The organism is Streptomyces sp. NBC_01288, from assembly GCF_035982055.1.
GTDB lineage: Bacteria > Actinomycetota > Actinomycetes > Streptomycetales > Streptomycetaceae > Streptomyces.
On record NZ_CP108427.1, the window covers coordinates 10314347 to 10332109 of the forward strand.

Annotated in this window: 20 protein-coding genes and 2 riboswitches; of the genes, 11 read left to right on the forward strand and 9 right to left on the reverse strand. The window is 69.3% G+C overall.

Translation table 11 applies throughout. The features are described 5' to 3' along the window. Positions 1-75: 75 nt before the first annotated feature. The gene (locus OG194_RS46510; protein WP_327406781.1) at positions 76-1056 is read right to left on the reverse strand and encodes an ArsR/SmtB family transcription factor; all 981 of its coding nucleotides are present in this window, start codon (positions 1054-1056) and stop codon (positions 76-78) included. Positions 1057-1264: 208 nt separating this feature from the next. Next, positions 1265-2092 (reverse strand): DUF1684 domain-containing protein, encoded by an 828-nt coding sequence (locus tag OG194_RS46515; RefSeq protein WP_327406782.1) that lies wholly within the window; start codon positions 2090-2092, stop codon positions 1265-1267. 237 nt (positions 2093-2329) lie between these two features. On the opposite strand from OG194_RS46515, the gene OG194_RS46520 reads away from it, so the two are divergent. Together OG194_RS46520 and OG194_RS46525 are read left to right on the forward strand one after the other, a co-directional pair. After that, entirely contained in the window at positions 2330-2677 is a 348-nt protein-coding gene (locus OG194_RS46520) for a DUF397 domain-containing protein (RefSeq protein ID WP_442811766.1), read from the forward strand. 84 nt (positions 2678-2761) lie between these two features. Beyond that, positions 2762-3733 carry a Scr1 family TA system antitoxin-like transcriptional regulator gene (locus tag OG194_RS46525; protein ID WP_327406783.1) on the forward strand — a complete coding sequence of 324 codons (972 nt, stop codon included), beginning with the start codon at positions 2762-2764 and terminating at the stop codon, positions 3731-3733. Between the two features lie 41 nt (positions 3734-3774). Here the strand turns inward: OG194_RS46525 and OG194_RS46530 are convergent, their stop codons facing one another. The 3 genes from OG194_RS46530 to OG194_RS47805 all read right to left on the reverse strand — a co-directional run bounded on the left by OG194_RS46530 (position 3775) and on the right by OG194_RS47805 (position 5835). Further along, positions 3775-4614: an SAM-dependent methyltransferase gene (locus tag OG194_RS46530; protein WP_442811767.1), complete on the reverse strand. Its 840-nt coding sequence runs from the start codon at positions 4612-4614 to the stop codon at positions 3775-3777. 153 nt (positions 4615-4767) lie between these two features. Then, a complete protein-coding gene (locus tag OG194_RS46535; RefSeq protein WP_327406785.1) occupies positions 4768-5247 on the reverse strand; it encodes a sigma factor-like helix-turn-helix DNA-binding protein in 480 nt (159 codons plus the stop codon). 375 nt (positions 5248-5622) lie between these two features. Then, complete coding sequence (locus tag OG194_RS47805; protein WP_442811768.1) at positions 5623-5835, reverse strand: hypothetical protein; 213 nt, start codon at positions 5833-5835, stop codon at positions 5623-5625. Between the two features lie 438 nt (positions 5836-6273). Here OG194_RS47805 and OG194_RS46545 point away from each other — a divergent pair, with 438 nt between their 5' ends. Together OG194_RS46545 and OG194_RS46550 are read left to right on the forward strand one after the other, a co-directional pair. Beyond that, positions 6274-7098, forward strand: a complete 825-nt coding sequence (locus OG194_RS46545; protein WP_327406786.1) for a DUF427 domain-containing protein — start codon at positions 6274-6276, stop codon at positions 7096-7098. 134 nt (positions 7099-7232) lie between these two features. Beyond that, the gene (locus OG194_RS46550; protein WP_327406787.1) at positions 7233-8060 is read left to right on the forward strand and encodes a hypothetical protein; all 828 of its coding nucleotides are present in this window, start codon (positions 7233-7235) and stop codon (positions 8058-8060) included. Between the two features lie 12 nt (positions 8061-8072). On the opposite strand, the gene OG194_RS46555 is transcribed toward OG194_RS46550, so the two are convergent. Beyond that, positions 8073-9233, reverse strand: a complete 1161-nt coding sequence (locus OG194_RS46555) for a hypothetical protein (RefSeq protein WP_327406788.1) — start codon at positions 9231-9233, stop codon at positions 8073-8075. A gap of 337 nt (positions 9234-9570) precedes the next feature. Here OG194_RS46555 and OG194_RS46560 point away from each other — a divergent pair, with 337 nt between their 5' ends. The 4 genes from OG194_RS46560 to OG194_RS46575 all read left to right on the forward strand — a co-directional run bounded on the left by OG194_RS46560 (position 9571) and on the right by OG194_RS46575 (position 11665). Continuing rightward, entirely contained in the window at positions 9571-9897 is a 327-nt protein-coding gene (locus OG194_RS46560; RefSeq protein WP_327407420.1) for a plasmid stabilization protein, read from the forward strand. Positions 9898-9946: 49 nt separating this feature from the next. Continuing rightward, on the forward strand, positions 9947-10291 hold the full coding sequence (locus OG194_RS46565; protein WP_327406789.1) for a hypothetical protein: 345 nt from the start codon (positions 9947-9949) through the stop codon (positions 10289-10291). 124 nt (positions 10292-10415) lie between these two features. Continuing rightward, positions 10416-10489: riboswitch (cobalamin riboswitch) on the forward strand. A gap of 57 nt (positions 10490-10546) precedes the next feature. Beyond that, a complete protein-coding gene (locus OG194_RS46570) occupies positions 10547-10762 on the forward strand; it encodes a CbtB domain-containing protein (RefSeq protein ID WP_442811769.1) in 216 nt (71 codons plus the stop codon). 36 nt (positions 10763-10798) lie between these two features. Next, positions 10799-11665, forward strand: a complete 867-nt coding sequence (locus tag OG194_RS46575; RefSeq protein WP_327406790.1) for a CbtA family protein — start codon at positions 10799-10801, stop codon at positions 11663-11665. 72 nt (positions 11666-11737) lie between these two features. Here OG194_RS46575 and OG194_RS46580 read toward each other — a convergent pair whose 3' ends face one another. Further along, positions 11738-12541 (reverse strand): SAM-dependent methyltransferase, encoded by an 804-nt coding sequence (locus OG194_RS46580; RefSeq protein ID WP_327406791.1) that lies wholly within the window; start codon positions 12539-12541, stop codon positions 11738-11740. Positions 12542-12618: 77 nt separating this feature from the next. After that, a complete protein-coding gene (locus tag OG194_RS46585) occupies positions 12619-13467 on the reverse strand; it encodes a universal stress protein (protein WP_327406792.1) in 849 nt (282 codons plus the stop codon). Between the two features lie 168 nt (positions 13468-13635). Next, a riboswitch (cobalamin riboswitch) is annotated at positions 13636-13852 on the forward strand. 54 nt (positions 13853-13906) lie between these two features. Here OG194_RS46585 and OG194_RS46590 point away from each other — a divergent pair. The 3 genes from OG194_RS46590 to OG194_RS46600 are packed head-to-tail and all read left to right on the forward strand — an operon-like array spanning position 13907 to position 16793. Further along, complete coding sequence (locus OG194_RS46590) at positions 13907-14968, forward strand: ABC transporter substrate-binding protein (protein ID WP_327406793.1); 1062 nt, start codon at positions 13907-13909, stop codon at positions 14966-14968. Then, the gene (locus OG194_RS46595; protein ID WP_327406794.1) at positions 14965-15978 is read left to right on the forward strand and encodes a FecCD family ABC transporter permease; all 1014 of its coding nucleotides are present in this window, start codon (positions 14965-14967) and stop codon (positions 15976-15978) included. The genes OG194_RS46590 and OG194_RS46595 overlap by 4 nt, the downstream gene beginning before the upstream one ends. Then, on the forward strand, positions 15975-16793 hold the full coding sequence (locus OG194_RS46600) for an ABC transporter ATP-binding protein (RefSeq protein WP_327406795.1): 819 nt from the start codon (positions 15975-15977) through the stop codon (positions 16791-16793). Before OG194_RS46595 ends, OG194_RS46600 begins: the two co-directional genes overlap by 4 nt. A gap of 142 nt (positions 16794-16935) precedes the next feature. Here OG194_RS46600 and OG194_RS46605 read toward each other — a convergent pair whose 3' ends face one another. Beyond that, the gene (locus OG194_RS46605) at positions 16936-17715 is read right to left on the reverse strand and encodes an SDR family NAD(P)-dependent oxidoreductase (protein WP_327406796.1); all 780 of its coding nucleotides are present in this window, start codon (positions 17713-17715) and stop codon (positions 16936-16938) included. Positions 17716-17763: the final 48 nt, after the last annotated feature.

Here is a 17763-nt window from a genome sequence, read left to right on the forward strand (position 1 = left end):
ACGATGGCGGTGAGGGGCACGGGGCAGCAATGAATTCGAAACCCTTCAAAGTCGCACCGGCGAGGTTTGCCCCGGTCACCGCTCGTCAAGTAAGCGCAGGCCCAGGGGAGTTGCCGAGTGCCGTACGAACTGGCCCTCCCGGTGACTGGCGATCAGGCCTCCGTCGCGCAGCACGCCGAGCTGGTAACTGGCGCTGGGCAGCGCGATGTTGGCCGCCGTGGCCACCTCGGACGTCGTACGCGCTCCATGGCTGGCCAGACCCGCCAGAACCACCGTCCGGGTACGGCCCAGCAGCCGCTCCAGCCCGTCCCTGCTCGCCCGGACGATCTCCAGGGGCTGTTTGGCGACCGGGTAGACGAGCACCGGCCCGAGCGTGGGGTCCGCGAGCGCGGTGGGCCTGCGCCAGCAGAAGTACGATGGGATGAGGAGAAGGCCGCGCCCCTCCAGGTGCAGCTCACGGTCGACGGGATAGTCCACCTCAAGGACCGGAGCGTGCCAACGGGCGTGCGGGCGCAGCGCGTTGAGGAGCGCGGAGGTGCCGCCGTCGAGGAGTGCGCGGGACCGTAGTTCGACGTCGTTGCCGACGGCCGTCTGGATGCGGGGCCAGTACGGTTCGAGCAGTGTCTTGCAGGACAGTTCCAGGGCGCGCGTCAACGTCCCCAAGGCCTTGGCGCCCGGTCTGTTGAGGGTCGACACCCAGGACGGCAGCGGACGCGACTCGGCGAGCCGGGACAACTCACGGGTCAGCCGGGTGCGGGAGGTGCTCCGCACCTGGTCGAGGCCGACGGCCAGACCGCCGCCGGTGACCGACGGGGTGAGGAAGTCGGGGATGTAGCCCACCGGAGGAATCAGCGTCTGCAAGGGCAACAGGGCCCGCCGGGCCCGCGGGTCCTTCGTCATCCCCTCGCGCACCGACCGGCGCCAGTGCCCGAACTCCAGCGGCCCTTGCCGTGCGTCCAACCGGCAGACACCACACACGAGTTCCCAGAGCGCGTGGGGCCGGCGGGCCACCCTGATGTTCTGTAGGTCCTGCGAGGTGAAGTGGATACGGAGCATGCGGCCTCTTTCCTGCGCGTCGTCCGCGCGCAGTGTCGGTGGGGGCTGCGGCCGCGCGAAAACCTTCGCGCCATTAAGGGGGACGACTGAGGGGTGCGCATGGTTGTCGAAGGGGGAAACGGATGGCGGTACCGCGTCTGGGCGAGCAGCCGGGTTCGACGAACCCGGCTGCGACCCGGTGGTGCCGTGGACGCGGCCAGGACCACGATCAGGCGACTCCTCCCCGCTCACGGGGTGTCTTCTGCCCGGCCTCGACGGACACCGGCAGCCGGTTCTCCGCCGGCGGCAGCGGGCAGGTGGCCAGGTCGGTGTAGGCGCACGGCAGGTTCGTCGCGCGGTTGAAGTCCAGGACGACCGTGCCGTCGGCGTCCGGCGGGGCGAGCGCGAGGGCCCGGTTCGCGGCGTACGTGGTCACCCCGGAGGTGGCGTCGGTGAAGAGCACGAGCAGTCCGCCCGGCCCCCGTCCGGGGAACGCGGTCAGGGCGAGCGACTGCCCGTCCAGCTCGAACTCGACCCGGCCCGGGGCGTCGTAGACATGCTCCAGCCCCTCGACCGCCGCGCCCACGGTCGTAGGACGCGGCGTCTCGAAGGCCGTATAGCGCCCCTGAACCACCCAGCGGGGATCCGGCGCGTAGGCGGGCGTACCGGCGAAGTCGGTGCGCAGCGGCGCGTCCGGGTGCCGGGGCCGCACGATGTCGTTCCCGCCGCGCTTCGCCACCTCGATCACCGCATCGCCCCAGACCGCGTCGACCCCGCCCCGCTCGGGCAGCACGCCGAAGCGGTGCTCGCCCCGCACCGGCGTTCCCTCCACGACGAGTTCCTCACCTTCGTCGAGGGCTACGGCGACCCCGTCGGCGTCGGTCCACCAGGCACCCGGCGCGTCCGGGAAGCGCTGCGGCCGGTCGTCGAGCCAGTGCAGCCCGGTGATCGCCAGGAACCCGTGCGGAGCGGTGAGGCGTTCCTCCTGCCCGCGATACCACTCCAGCCAGTCCTGAGTGAAGGCCTGGAGGTCGGTCGTGGTCAGGTCAACGGTCATGGTGGTCGCTCCTTCGTCGTGCGAGGCCCGGCCTCGAAGCGGGGTCGTACCAGTGCCAACCTCGGCGGCCCGGCGGGGGATTCCGGTCCGTGTGTGACAGCTTCATGTCACGTCGGACCAGGAGCGGACCAGCGCGCGCTCCTTCGCCACCCGTACCACCCGGCGGGACACCGTCCACCCGTACGTGGGACGGCATTGTTCGATTTCGAGCCGCTAGCATTTCCTCCACGTCGAGCCATGAAATTGCATGACGGGATTTCATGGGGCTTCCACCTGTGCGGTTTCGACGCCGCGACGAAAAAGGTCGGAAAAGTTGGTTTGCCGAACGGAGAGGGTTCGTCTCTGATGCAGAACTTCACAAACGGAATGGCCGCCGGCCTCATCCCGGGAACGTGGGTGAAGAGCCGCATGTCCGAAGCGAACGGCATGTGCGTCGAGCTGGCCGCACTGCCCCGGGGCGGCGTGGCCGTACGGAACTCGACCGACCCCGGCGGACCCGCACTGATCTTTACCGCCGAGGAGATGGGCGCTTTCCTCGACGGTGCGAAGAAGGGGGAGTTCGATGCTCTCGGTACTCCCAACTAGGCCTCGGAGTACATAAGTTCGGGCAACGCCTCCGGACCGGGCGTGTCATCATGTGAAGGTGACTGCCCGTTGTGAGGAGAAGGCGTGTCCCCGGATCCGATTCCGATCAATCGTCTGGCCCGGCATACCGCCGGGCCGGACACGACAAAGACAGCGGCCACCATCATGCTCGGCCTCGCCGTCAAGGATTTGCGTGACGAGGTCGGTCTGACGCAGAAAGAGCTGGCGAAGGCCACCCACGTTTCGAACTCGACCATCAGTCGACTTGAGAATGCCGATTCCACGCCCGAGGGGCGCACGGTCGAAGCGGTGATGGCCTATCTGAAACTCGACGGGCCGGCACGGAACAAGTTGTCGATGTTGTTCTCCCGTGCCCAGGAACCGGAATGGTTCCAGAACAGGTTCGACGACTGCGCCCCCGACTACCTGCGGCGGCTCCTCGGCCTCGAATCCGTCGCGATCGGGCTCACCACGTATGACGTGCGCCTGGTGTCGGGCCTGCTACAGACTCCCGAGTACGCGAGCTGCATCCTCCGCACAGGCCTGCACCTCACGGAGTGGGACAGTCCGGAGATGGAGCTACGGGTGGCCATGCGCCGGGAGCGCCAGGAGCGGGTCTTCGACCAGACCGAGCCGCCGCGCTGTGTGTTCCTCATGGACGAGTCCGTCCTGCTGCGGAGAGCAGGCTCGGACCAGGTGATGCGCGACCAGATGCTCCACCTCGCGGAGATGGCCCGGCTCCCGCACATCACCATCCGGTTCGTGCTCCTCGACCGGATGATCGCGGGCAACGAGGCATCGATGGCGGGCGGCATGGCCCACCTCCAGTTCGGCCGCGGCGGCCTGCCCGACCTCGTCTACGTCGAGGGCTACCGCAAGGCCGACTACTACAACAAGCCCGCGCTGAGCGCCGAGGAGCGGGCGAAACCCTGGCCGACGAAGGAGAACGACTTCGAGCGGCACCTCCAGCTCCTGCTGCGCATCCAGGGCGAGGCGTGTGCCTCACCCATGGAGAGCCGGCGCATGCTGAACGAGGCCGTCGAGCGGTACTCCTAGTCGAGCGTTACTCCTAATCGCTGCCGCTGAGCCGGGTCAGGCTATTGCCGGGGTGGCACCTTCCCCAGGCCGCCGTACTCCGTCCACTCGATGCTGCGTTGGCGCTGCTGGAGCTCGGAGTCGGGCCGCCAGTCGGTCACGTCGACGAGTCCCGGGTCCTCCACGACGAGCCGGTCGAAGATCTCGTCCACGTCCGCCTTCTCCCGGACCCTGCCCCAATTGCCCCCGGTCTGGACCCGCATGAGTTCGGTGACGTCGTCGCGGACCTTGGCATCGTCGCTCACGAGCTGGCACACGACGACGAAGCTGCCCGGGACGAGCCGGTCAACGACCCGCTCCACAAAGGCCTTTGGGCCGGCGCTGTCCGGCAGGCAGTGCAGTACGGAGTTGAACAGGGCGGCCGCCGGCTCGGTGAAGTCGATGAGCCGGGTGAAGTCCGGGTGACCGAAGATGGTGTCGGTGTCCGTCATGTCGACCGACAGGATCGCCGTGTTGTCGTTCTCGTTGAGCAGGGACTGGCCCAGCGACAGGACGACGGGATCGTTGTCGATATAGACGACGTGGGATTCGGGGGCGATCTCCTGCGCGATCTGGTGCACGTTGCGCTGCGTCGGAAGGCCCGAGCCGAAATCGATGAACTGCCTTATCCCGTGCTCCTCGGCCAGCACCCGGACCACGCGTTGGAGGAACCACCGGTTGTTCAGCGCGATCTCACGCGAGGTGGGTGCCACCTCCAGCAACAACTCGCAGGCATTCCGGTCCGCTTCGAAGTTGTTGCTGCCACCCAGCAGCCAGTCGTACATCCGCGCCGCGCTGGGCAACGACAGATCGACATGATTGTGCTCCACCAACGGCCCGTCCCCTCGCCGAATCCGCCCCATCCGAAGTGGAGTTGCCCATCCTAGGAGGGCAGCAGGCGACCGCACCACCGCTGGTTCGGGTGAACCGTGGCGCAGGTTGGCGAAAGGTGGCGGATCGGAGCGTCCGCAAGGAGACCGCGTACGCCGGGAGGGGCAGAGGGGGCACCGGAGCGGTCAGGGATGCCTCAAGGGCGCCTCCGCACCGACGAGTTGGGGGAAGGTCCGCCGCGCGGCGGCGAGGGCCGCTTCGACCGCGGACGGCTCGACGCCCATCAACTCGGCCGCCTCGGCTAGGGAGAACCCCAGCCGGCGGCACAACACCACACTGTCCGCACACGCGTTGGGGAGCCGCTGGTACAGCATGGTCAGGACCGGGTCCTGGCCCGCGGCACGCTCGCCCCGCCGCTCGACCTGACGGCGGAGTTCTTCCCAGACCTCGGCCGCGGGGCAGGGCTGACACATCAACCACTGCCAGCGATCGTGGGCGGACACCAGCGTGGCTTCCACGACCGCCGTGGAACGTGCGACCGCGGACAGCCGAGCCCTGGCATAGAGCGTGTAGCGGGGGCGGTTCCGTTCGGCGAAGGCCGCGAAGCCGAGGTCCGCGATCACCGGATCGACCGCCGATGACGGGGAGTCGATCCCGGTGCGCAATGCCGCGAGTTCGACCCGGAATTCTCGACCCGGTTACCCTGCATCGGGGCTGCTACCGTGAATGTGCCCGGAGGGCAGCCGCAGGCGCCCTCGACGAATCGGCTCGTCCATTTGGTTGTTTCCTTGTCGATCTGCTTCGTCCCCGGGGATGTGATTGAGCACTTTCCCGGGCGGGTCCTTTGTGGACCTGGAAGGAAACTACCCCCCAGGGCTAGGCAGTTGAGCTGCCCCTGCCCTCCATGCAAAGTCATTTTTGCGCACTAAACATCGCGGTCGGGAAAAGTCGAATTCCTTCGCCTCTCGATCCTATTCGGCGACGAAAGGGGCGCCTTGTCTCCCCTTCGATCATTTTCGATCAGCCCGGCCGGACGGTTCTCAACCGACTTTGTTGAGCTTCCCGGTGGCCACGTCGAAAACGAAGCCCCTGATGCGGTCCTTGTGCACGATGGAGGGATCGGCCCTGATACGGGCGATCGACTGTCGTACGTCGGCGTCCAGATCGGTGTAGGCCTCCGCCGCCCAGGACGGGCGGATACCGGTGTCCTCCTCGACCGCAGCCTTGAAGCCGTCGTCCGTGAAGGTCAGCATGCCGCAGTCCGTGTGGTGGATGAGGATGATCTCCTCGGCGCCCAGGAGCCGTTGGCTGATCGCGAGCGAGCGGATCTCGTCCTGCGTGATGACACCGCCCGCGTTGCGGATGACGTGGGCCTCGCCCTTGTTCGCGGGCCCTCGAAGGTCTCGGCGTAACGGGTGTTGTTGGCCAGCAGTTCATCGGTCACGGACATGGTGGACCTCGGTTCTCGTCTCGTGTGTTCTCAGCGGTGCTGTGCGGGAGTCGGGGACGGCGCACGGCAACAGAACAGGTCGAAGACGTGGACACGACGCGAGGGCCAGAAGCCCGTCAGCGTGGTGGCGAAGGTCTGCACCCGACCAGTGAACCCTCCGCCACCGCAGACTGGCAAGCAACGGCCGGCCGCATCGGTCTCCCGGCCCGCCGTACAACCTACGGATCACGGAGGAACGCTCATGAGCACCTTCCCCACCGCGCGAGACGTCAGGACCACCCCCGAAGGCATCCTTTGGGAGCCGAGCCCACGCTGGGTGCGCGGCCGCAAGGGCGACACCACCGTCGTGGACAGCAGGCACCCCGTCCTCGTATGGGAACCGGCCGTACCCGTCCCGACGTACGCCTTCCCGCACGACGAGGTCCGCGAGGACCTGCTCCACCCGGCGAAGAACCCGCGGATCGGCAAGCACACCGGATCACGCGTCTTCTACGACCTCGAAATCGGCGGCGAGCTGGTGGAGAACGCGGCCTGGACCTATCCCGCCGACGACCTGGCCGGGTACATCGCCTTCGAGTGGTTCCGGCGGGTCGGGCGGGGCCTGGACCACTGGTACGAGGAGGAGGAAGAGATCTTCATCCACCCCCGTGACCCGCACAAGCGAGTCGACGCCATCCCCAGCGGCCGTCACGTCCGGGTCGAGATCGACGGCACGGTCGTCGCCGACACCCGCCGCCCGGTCCTGCTCTTCGAGACCGGTCTCCCGACCCGGTACTACATCCCGCGCGAAGACGTCCGGCTGGATCTGTTCGAGCCGACCGGCCACAGCACCGGGTGCCCCTACAAGGGCACCGCCACGTACTGGTCGTGGCGGGGCGAGGCCGGCGTTTCCGGTGTCCTGGCGAACATCGTCTGGAGCTATCCGGAGCCGTTGCCCGCGGTCGGCGCCGTGACGGATCTGCTCGCCTTCTACAACGAGGCGGTCGACATCTTCGTGGACGGCGAGATCGTGGAGCGCCCGGTCACGCCCTTCACCGAGGCGTTCTCGGAGCAGTCGCCGGCGTGACGGTACCGGTGAAGTCCAGCCCCGTTGGTTCGAGTCGAGGTGAAACACCGCCAACCGGGCAGTCGACACCTTGCACATGCCTCTTCGATGGCTGTCGTGCTCCGGAACCGTCAAAGGGATGTTGAAGGACATTGATGGAGAGTCACAAAAAGGATGAGAAAAAGCATGCACCGAAGCGCAAGGTGCTCGACCTGACCGTTGTGCAGGTGGTGGCGAGTGCGCTTGCCACCGTGGTGGGCGCGGTGCTGGCGTCCATGCTGGGGGTGACGGGGACGATCATCGGCGCCGCCGTGGTCAGTACCAGCGCCACCACCGGCGCGGCGGTCTTCCAGCACGCCTTCCGACGGACGGGCGAGGGGATCCGCAGAAGGGTGCCGTCGGTGGCGCTCGCGCTGACACCTAGTGAGGAGCGGGCCGTGCAACGCGCGGACGCCCGGGCGGCGTTCGCGTTACGGGGCGACACCTCGGCCGGTGCCGCGACACCGGCCGACGACCCCTCCGGCGAACCCGAGGACGCCACCGCCGACGACGAATCGGTGACCACCTACCGGGCCACGTCCGGCTCCTTCTGGAGGTCCATCGGCTGGAAGAAGTTCGCCCTGGCGACCGGCCTGGTGTTCGCCCTGGCGATGGTCACGGTGACCGCGGCGGAGCTCGTCATGGGCAAGCCGATCGCGGCCGCGGTCAGGAACGAATCCGGCAACGGCACGTCTCTGGGCGGCGGTTCGGCCGGAAAGAGCGCTCCCGCACAGAGCCCGACACCCACGCCGCTGACGTCCAGCAGCGCGGGGTCGTACTCGGGCGGCACCGCCTCGCCGTCCGCGAGCGCGAAGCCGGAGACCAGCTCCAGCTCCGGTGCCGAACCGAGCCACAGCGCCGCCTCCAGCCCCGCGGCCTCGGCGTCGAGCGTGCCGTCGGCGAGCGGTGACACCCTGAACAGCTCCGGCGCCACCGCCCGTTGAGCGGGACCGACCCTACTGAGGCGCCTGGTTCGCGTCGGCCAGCGCCCGGTGATCGGGATGGCCGGGCAGGTCCAGCTGTCGGCCGAACCGCCGCGAGGCGAGCAGCGCCAGCAGCGCGGTGAGCGCCGCCAGTGCGGCGAGTACGGCCATCAGCCCCGCGAACCAGGGCGGCGCGGCGGTGATCCGCAACGCCTGGGAGAGGCGTGAGGAGTGGAACCGCCCGTCGAACAACTGGAGGGCGGCCAGCGCGGCCGGCACCACCACGGACACGGCCAGCACGAACAGGCCGCCGTACAGGATCAGCGCCGGTGCCAGCAGGACGCACAGGATCGAGACACCGAGCGCGAACCCGTAGGCGGTGCCGGAGGCTCCGTCACGGTGCACCGGGAAGTACGACAGCCCGCACAGGATGAGCGTCGCCGCCGCGATCAGCCTCGGCCAGACCGGGGGAGCGGTACGGCGGGTGGCCGTACGCGGACGTCGTGGGCGGCGCTGACGAGCAGCCGGACGGTCATCCGCGGGTTCCGGCTCGTGCGTGTCCGCCGGGGTCCGTCCGGGCGCCTCGTACAACGGAGCCGTAGACCTGTCCGTCATCGGTCCCGGGGCCTGGGCGGACGCGTCCTGTTCCTCGGCCAAGCGGCCGATCAACTGGACGAGTTCCTCGACGGGCCGGCCGGCCGCGGCCCGCACCGCCTCCTCGCCGCAGTGCGGTTCCACCGGAGCCCGCTGGAGCAGGGCCATCAGCCGGGTGACCTCCTCCACGGGCCGGCGTTCGGCGGCCGCGCGGATCGCCTCGTCGGCGGAGTCGGGGTTGCGCGGCGGCTGCGTCAGCAGGGTCACCAGACGCGTGATGTCCTCGACGGACCGGTCCTCACCGACCGCCCGAAGGGCGTCGACGGTGGCCTGCGCGTACTTCGGTGACTGCTCCAGCAAGGTGATGAGCTGGAGGACCTCGTCGAGCGGCCGGTCGGCGACGGCGGCATGCACCAGGCGGTGCATCGGATCGACGTTCTCGCCCTCGGTGCCGGTCTGGGCGGGACCCTCCTGCGTCGGACGTGACGTCGGCGGCGTTCCGTCGGCCGGCCCTCCGTCGGAGGGCGCGAACGCGTGGGCCGCGGTGCCGTGAGGTATGTCTGGTTGGTCCGGGCTGGGCGAGAAAGAGCGGATGGTCATGCTCGGCTCCATGAAGAGGGTGATGTTGCTATCGCCCCCCGATGCGCGATGAACAAGCTGATCCAGTCCATTACTAGGCGGCCGCCCGCCACCACGCCACGCGAGTACGCCACCCGTGTGACCCCGGCCCGCAGTCCGCCGCCTCCACGGGGCCCGCGCGCTCATCCGTTCGGTGGCCGTCTGCTCGCACCGCGCGCGGGCCGTGCGTCAGATGGAATCAACGCGTTCCGGGGGCCGCGTGAGAAGCGGCGGACGCCGGGTACCTGGGAAATCGCCGGAAAACGGGTCGGGTACGGCCGAGCCGGACCGCACCCGCGAGGAAAGGAAGGTGAGCGCCGTGCCGCGAGGTTCCAGCGCGAAGCGCGAGCGTCAGTACGAGCACATCAAGGAAGGCGCCGAGAAACGAGGCGTCTCCGAGGGCAGGGCCAAGGAGATCGCCGCCCGCACCGTGAACAAGGAGCGCGCCCGCGCCGGCGAGTCCGCGACCGCGAGCAGGACATCCACCCGGGACCCGAAGTCCGCCCCGCAGCGCGGCGGCGAGCGTTCTCACAGCGGGGCGCAGGGACCGACGAAGGATCAGCTCTACGCGGAGGCCAGGAAGCGCGGTGTCGACGGCCGTTCGTCGATGAACAAGCAGCAACTGGCGAAGGCCCTCGGCTACTGAATCCGGCTGACCGTCGCCCTACTCAATGACCCCAAGGAGAGTGATCCCGATGGCCACCGTGACCCTCACCGGAGCGTCCAAGGAGGACGCCGCCACCGTCTTCGGCGTCCTGCGGACGGCGTTCCCCACCGACCGGCCCTCCGACGACGTGCCCAAGGAAGCGCCGGGCGACCGCGCCGCCGTATGGACCGCCGAGTTCGAGCCGACCCAGGAATGGATCCCGACCGACCCCCTTCCCCTGGAGGGCTCGGTCTCCGCCACGCTCCAGGGCGGCTACGTCGCCGTCGGCCAGCTGCGTGAGGCGCTGAACGTCGCGTTCGCCGTGGACGAGCAGGGCACGGCGTCCGGAGACCAGGAACAGGAGGTCGACCTCAGGCTCACGTCGAAGCGGTGACGGGAGGGGTGCCGGCAGCCAACTCCTCGCACACACACGGTGCTGTCAGGAGCAGTACGCGGAACGGGCCTGATTGACGCCCTGGAGAGACGCGCCGTACTCTCCCCCTGTAGTGATGGCATAAGGAAGCTGGTGGAATTCCAGCACGGTCGCGCCACTGTGAGCCCGCCGCCGGAAGGTGGAGGGCGAGTCAGACACTGAACCTTCACTCGCCCGTACACGCAAGGGACGCACGATCCCGAAGGAGGGCTCACCTTGAGCAGCGTTTCCACCACCCGTCCGGTGTCCACCCCGGTTGTCCTGCCGGTCTCGAAGTCGATCGTCTGGCTGGTCGGCACCGCGCTGATCGCCCTGGCCGTCTACTACTTCGTCGGTGTCGACCAGGGCGCCGTGTCGGTGTTCGGCAACGACATGCACGTCCACGAGTTCGTCCACGACGCCCGCCACTTCCTCGGCTTCCCCTGCCACTGACCCTCCGCCGGCACCTGGACGTACGGACAACTCGACATGGAAAAGAAGCTCATACTGCGCGGCATACTCGCCGGCGCAGTCGCGGGCCTGCTCGCCTTCGTGTTCGCGCGCATCTTCGCCGAGCCACAGATCGCCAAGGCCATCGACTACGAGAGCGGCCGTGACGCCGCCCAGAACGCCCTGGACAAGGCGGCCGGCCTGCCCGTCGAGGCCGCCGACCCCGACCTGTTCAGCCGCACCATCCAGGCCAACGTCGGTATCGGCGTCGGCATGATCTTCTTCGGCATGGCGATGGGCGCCCTGTTCGCCGTCGCCTACACCGTCTGCCTCGGCCGCACCGGCGGGCTGCGGGCACGCAACCTGGCGCTCCTCGTCGCCGGCGGCGGATTCCTCGGCATGTACCTGGTGCCGTTCCTGAAGTACCCGGCCAACCCGCCCGCGATCGGTCACGAAGAGACCATCCAGCAGCGCAGCGCCCTGTACCTGATCATGGTCGTGTGCTCCGTCGCCTTCCTCGCGGGAGCCGTCTACCTCGGCAAGCACCTCCAGGCACGCTTCGGCAACTGGAACGCGACCCTCCTCGCCGGCGCCGCGTTCGTCGTCGCGATCGGGATCGTCATGCTGCTCCTGCCGCAGCTGGGCCATCTCTCGTACAACAAGGCCAACTTCGGCAACCAGGCCACCGAGACACCACTGCCGCTGAAGGACGACAAGGGCACCATCGTCTACCCGGGCTTCCCCGCCGACGTGCTCTTCAACTTCCGCTTCTACTCGGTCGCCGCGCAGCTCATCCTCTGGACGGCCCTCGGCCTGATCTTCGCCCCCCTCGCCGAACGCCTCCTCAACCCGGCGCGCCCGGACGCCAACACGCCCTCCCAGGAGCCGGACCCCGTCCCGGCGTAACGGCTTCTTCCACCACTTCTCCTTCTACGGCGAGCGCGGTGATCGGTGCGATCACCGCGCTCGGTCCGTTCCTCACGGTTTGCGGGCGACTCCGACGTACAGGGGGATCTCGTCGGTCTCGCTGTGCTGTTCTCCGGGTTCGGGGTGCCAGTTCGCGGCGAGTTCTATGCCGGGGGCGACAAGCTCAAGTCCCTTGAAGAAACTGGTGAATTCGGCGCGTGATCGTACCTGGGCGGGTGTGCCGCCCTTGCGGTAGACCTCGACGACGCGCTCCCAGGTCTCCGGGTCGAAGTCTCCCGTCGCGTGGGACAGGGCCAGGTAGCTCCCGGACGTAAGGGAGTTGAGCAGTTCACCCACGATGCGATGGGGATCGTCCTCGTCCGCCACCAGGTGCAGGAGGGCCATCAAGGACAGGGCGATCGGCTGCTCGAAGTCCAGTTGCTCCTTCGCCGCCGCGAGGATCTTCCCCGGCTCGCGCACGTCGGCCTGGACGTAGGTGGTGCTGCCCTCCGGCGTGCTGTGCAGAAGCGCCTCGGCATGCCTGAGGACGATCGGGTCGTTGTCCGCGTAGACCACGCGGGCACGGGGGTTGATCTCCTGGACCACCTGGTGAAGGTTCGGGCGGGTGGGTATCCCGGTGCCGATGTCCAGGAACTGGCTGACTCCCCGCTCCGCCAGCAGCCGCGAGGCCCGGTGCATGAAATCGCGGTTCACCCGCGCCATCTGCCTGACGGCGGGGAACAAGGAGATGACCTTCTCGGCGGCTTCCCAGTCGACGGGGTAGTTGTCCTTGCCGCCCAGGAAGTAGTCGTACATGCGGGCCGACTGGGGCTTGCCGGTGTCCACGTCGTCCGCGCTGAATCCTGCATCCGTCACTTCGGTTCTCCTGTTGCCCAACGGCCTTTGTCGCGAGGTGAGTTCGGGCCCGCGAGTGTAACGGGCGGAGCTGTTTCTCATGCGTGGTGCGGGACTACGGTCACCGGGCACGCGGTGTGTTCCAGTACAGCGTGCAGGGTGGGCCCGAGTGTCGTGCCCGCGCGGCCGATCACCAGCAGTTCCGCCGAGGCCGGGACCGACGCCTGGACCAGGGCGGCCGCAGGGCTCTGGAGGCGGAGATCCTCGTAGACACCCACGTGCGGATACTTCTCCCGCCAGGGCCGCAACGCGTCCGAGAGGCGTTGGGCCTCCTGGTCCTCCCAGCGGCCTCGGTCCTTCTCCGGTGGTGCGTACGGCATCCAGTGTTCGGCGGGTGAGGGCAGCCGCCAGGCGTGTACGACGTGCAGGCCGGTGTCGCGCCGGCAGGCGGCGTCGAAGGCGAAGTCGACGACGGTGCCCGGCAGTTCGCCGCCGTCGACGCCCAGCGTCACGCCGTACGGTGACCGCCCGCGGCGGCTGTGGACGGACCCGCTCGGCACCAGGACCACCGGCCGCTCGGAGCGCTCGGCGACCTCGTGAGCCACGGAACCGAGGGCCAGGCCCGCGAAACCGCCCGTACCGCGCAGCCCGAGGACCGTGCAGTCGGCCTCGGCGGTCAGGGGGAGCAACGCCGATACGACCTCTCCGGTGAGGGCGACCGCCTCGGCCCGGAGTCCGGGGTGGTCCTTCGTGAGTGACGTGACGAGGGCGTCGGGAGAGGGCTCGCGGACGTAGGGCCAGGTGGTGAGGAGTTGCTCGTCGGGGAGTGTCGAGACGTGGACGACCCGCAGGGGGAGTCCGCGTAACTCGGCTTCCGTGGCTGCCCAGTCGGCGGCTGTGCGACTGTCCGCGGAACCGTCGACGCCGACAACGATCAGTTGGGCCATGGCCGTTGGACCTCCGTGCGAGCGGGTTGGGGCCTCCACGATCCGCCGTGCGGGGCGTGCCGCACAGGGGGCGGACGGAACCGGGCGAAAGTCCAGCGGTACCGGTGCAGAGCGGCAGTGGTTCAGGGGCACCTCCGCGCCGTACCCCGCAGCGGGAACCGACCGCCGATCTTGATAGGTTGTGCGGGCCAGTCGTGCCACAACCGAGGCCAGGGAATCCGGTGGGAATCCGGAACTGACGCGCAGCGGTGAGGGGGACGGGCGGGGCAATCGACGCCACTGGGGCGACGCGGACCGGCCGAAGGAGCCGGTGTGCGACGCGCCGGGAAGGCGCCCCGTCCGGACGAACCCGAGTCCGAAGACCTGCTGGCGCCTTCTCGCCCTCGGCGAGGGGGAGTTCGTAGGCCAGGCTCCGCGTTCGAGCCCCGACAGGCAAGGCATGCCCGTGATCCGTACCGCCCCCGTCCCGCTGCGTCGCCGTACCGCGGCACTCCTCATCGCGCCCGCCCTGCTGCTGACCGCGTGCGGCGGTTCCGACGGCGACAGCGCCGACGGCGAGACGGAGAAGTCCGCCGCGGGCTTCCCGCTCACCCTCACCGACTGCGGGAAGACGGTCACGTTGAAGTCAGCCCCGAAGCGGGTCGTCTCCCTCAACCAGGGCACCACCGAGATCCTGCTCTCGCTCGGGCTCGCCGACCGCATCGCCGGCACCGCCACCTGGACCGACCCGGTGCTCAAGGGCCTGACGAAGGCCAACGCGACCGTGCCGCGCCTCGCCGACAACGCGCCCTCCTTCGAGAAGGTCCTCGACGCCGAACCCGACTTCGTCACCGCCTCCTTCGTCTCGACGCTCGGCAAGGGCGGAGTCGCGACCCGCGAACAGTTCGAGAAGCTGGGCGTGCCGACGTACGTCTCGCCGTCCGACTGCGCGGGCAAGGACAACGAGAGCGGCGGCGACGGTTCGCGCAGCACACCGCTCACGCTCGACAGCGTCTACGGCGAGATACGCGACCTGTCCCGCGCGATGGGCGTGAAGGCGCGCGGAGACCAGCTCGTCGCCCAGCTCAAGGCGCGGGTGACCAAGGCCACCACCGGCCTCGACGCCTCCGACACCTCCCTCATGTACTGGTTCGCCAACTCCCAGTCGCCCTACCTCGCCGGCTGCTGCGGCGCCCCCGGCGCCATCACCCGCACCGTCGGTGCGAAGAACGCCTTCTCCGACACCCATGACGAGTGGCCTCAGATCAACTGGGAGACCGTCGCCGACCGTGATCCCGACGTCATCGTCCTCGGCGATCTGACCCGCAAGTCGCAGACCGCCGAGACCGCCAAGGCGAAGATCCACTTCCTGGAGACCAACGCCGCCACCCGCAACCTCACCGCCGTCAAGAAGAAGCGGTACATCCTGCTCAGCGGCCAGGCGATGAACCCCTCCATCCGCACCGTCGAAGGGATCGAGCAGGTCGCCGCCGGCCTGCGCGACTTCGGACTCGCCAAGTGACCGTCCGCACCCTGCTGTTGACGGGCGGCGGGCTGATCGCGCTGCTGGTCTCCGTGGCCTTCGCGGTGACCATCGGACCCGCCGACATCTCCACGGCCGACGTGTGGGCGTCGGTCGCGGCCCACCTCGGAGGCGGCGAGAGCACGCTCGCCCCGCTGCGGGACGGCATCGTCTGGGACCTGCGCATGCCCCGCACGCTGCTCGCCGCCGTCTGCGGCGCCGGGCTTTCGCTGTGCGGCGCGGTCATGCAGTCCCTGCTGCGCAATCCGCTGGCGGACCCGTTCGTGCTCGGCGTCTCCTCCGGGGCGTCCACGGGGGCGGTCGCTGTGGTCGTGCTCGGGGTGGGCGGCGGGGCGGTGTCGCTGTCGGCGGGTGCGTTCGTCGGTGCGCTGCTCTCCTTCGGCCTGGTGATGCTGCTCAGCCACAGCCTCGGCGCGGGCATGGACCGGGTGGTGCTGTCCGGCGTGGCCGCCATGCAACTCTTCTCCGCGCTCACGTCGTTCACTGTGCTGACGTCGGCGGACGCCGAGACCACCAAGGGTGTCCTGTTCTGGCTGCTCGGCTCGCTCTCCGGCGCGGACTGGGGCCAAGTACTGCTCTGCGCGGGCGCGTTGGCGCTGGTCCTGGTCGTCTGCCTGGGCCATGCCACCACGTTGGACGCGTTCGCCTTCGGCGAGGAGGCGGCCGCGGGCCTCGGCGTGAACGTCGCCCGCGCCCGGCTCATCCTGCTGTGCGCCACGGCGCTGCTCACCGCCGTCCTGGTCAGCTGCGCGGGGGCGATCGGCTTCGTCGGCCTCGTCCTGCCGCACGTCACCCGCGCGTTGACGGGTGCCGGGCATGTACGACTGCTGCCGATCACCGCGCTGACCGGAGCCGTCTTTCTGGTGTGGGTGGACACCCTCGCCCGTACCGTCGTCGACCCCCAGGAGGTGCCGGTGGGGGTGGTGACGTCACTGATCGGAGTACCGGCGTTCGTAGTCGTGCTGCACCGAGGCCGGAGGAAGACATGAGCACCCCCGCTCCGGACACCGGCCTGCACGCGGACCGGGTAACCCGCCGCACCGACGGCCAACTGATCGTCGACGGCGTCACGCTCGCCCTGCACCCCGGCGAGACCGTCGGCCTCCTGGGCCCCAACGGGTCAGGGAAATCAACCCTGTTGCGTCTGCTGGCCGGTGTCCTCCCGACCTCCACCGGAGTCGTCACGCTGGACGGTCGCCCGCTCGCCGAAGTCGGGCGCCGCGCAACCGCCCGCCGTATCGCCACCGTCGAGCAACACACCCACACCCAGACCGAGTTGACCGTCCGCGAGGTCGTCGGCCTCGGGCGTATCCCGCACCGCCGCGCCTGGTCACCGGCGTCGGCCGCCGACGCCCACGCCGTCACCGAGGCCCTCGAACGCACCGGCCTCACCGACCGCGCCGCCCAGTCCTGGCACACCCTCTCCGGCGGCGAACGCCAACGCGCCCAGATCGCCCGCGCTTTGGCCCAGGAACCCCGCGAACTCCTGTTGGACGAACCGACCAACCACCTGGACATCCAGCACCAGTTGGACCTCCTCGACCGGATCGCAGACCTCCCGGTCACCACCGTGATCGCCCTCCACGACCTCAACCTCGCCGCGATGTACTGCGACCGCCTGCTCGTCCTCAACACCGGCCGCACGGTGGCCGAGGGCACCCCGACCGAGGTCCTGACCCCGGCCCTCATCAAGGACGTCTACGGCGTCAGCGCCGAGGTCGGCCACGACCCTGGGCATCCGGTGATCCGTTTCCTGCGGCGCGGGAGCGGATGTCGTGGCGGGGGGACGGAGCCACCTGCGTGAGGTCGCGCGCGGACGAAGTGGATCAGCTCGGAGGTGGAGTCCTGCATGGCCCCTCGCGTGCCGGGTCCGCGTTCCAGGAGCCAACTCCAGGCGGTTGCGATGTCAGGGGCTTCAGTCATGGGTCCCACCCTCTCAACCGACCTCAGTGCACGGAGAATCCACCGTCCACGAAGACCGACTGCCCGGTGACGTAAGCCGAGGCGCGGCTCGCCAGGAACACCGTCGCGCCCGCGAAGTCCTCGGCCAGGCCGTTGCGGCCGATCAGGGTGCGGGCGGCCAGGGCCGTCACCATCTCCGGGTTGGACGAGAGGCGTTCGTTGAGCGGGGTCATCACGAAACCGGGGACCAGCGTGTTGCAGGTGACGCCGTGCGGGGACCAGGCCTCGGCCTGGGAGCGGGCGAGGGACTCCAGGGCGCCCTTGGAGACGCCGTAGGCGCCGCTCTGGGCGAACGCGCGGTGGGCCTGCTGGGAGGTGATGTGGATGATGCGGCCGAAGCCCCGCTCGGCCATGCCGGGGCCGAAGCGTTGGCCCAGGAGGTGGGGGGCCTCCAGGTTCAGGGCCATCGTGGTGTCCCAAACCTCCTCGCTCAACTCGCCCATCGGCGGGCGCAAGTTGATGCCGGCGCTGTTCACGAGGATGTCCGGCTCGCCGAACACCGCTGCCGCCGCTTCTGCCGCCGCCCGGATGCCGCCCCGGGTACTCAGATCGGCGCTCACCCACGCCGCCCGGCAGCCCGCCGCCGTCAACTCGTCGACCGTGACGGTCAGTTCCCGCTCCTTGCGTGCCACTACGACCACGCTCGCCCCCGCCCGGGCGAGTGCCCCGGCGGCGGCCCGGCCGATGCCGGAGCTGCCGCCGGTCACGACGGCGACTCGGCCGTCGAGTGAGAACAGTTCGGAGAGGTAGTCGTTGGAGAGCATTCCCGCAGCTTAGGCGCCGTGTCCGGGCGGGCAGGACGGGGCCCTGTC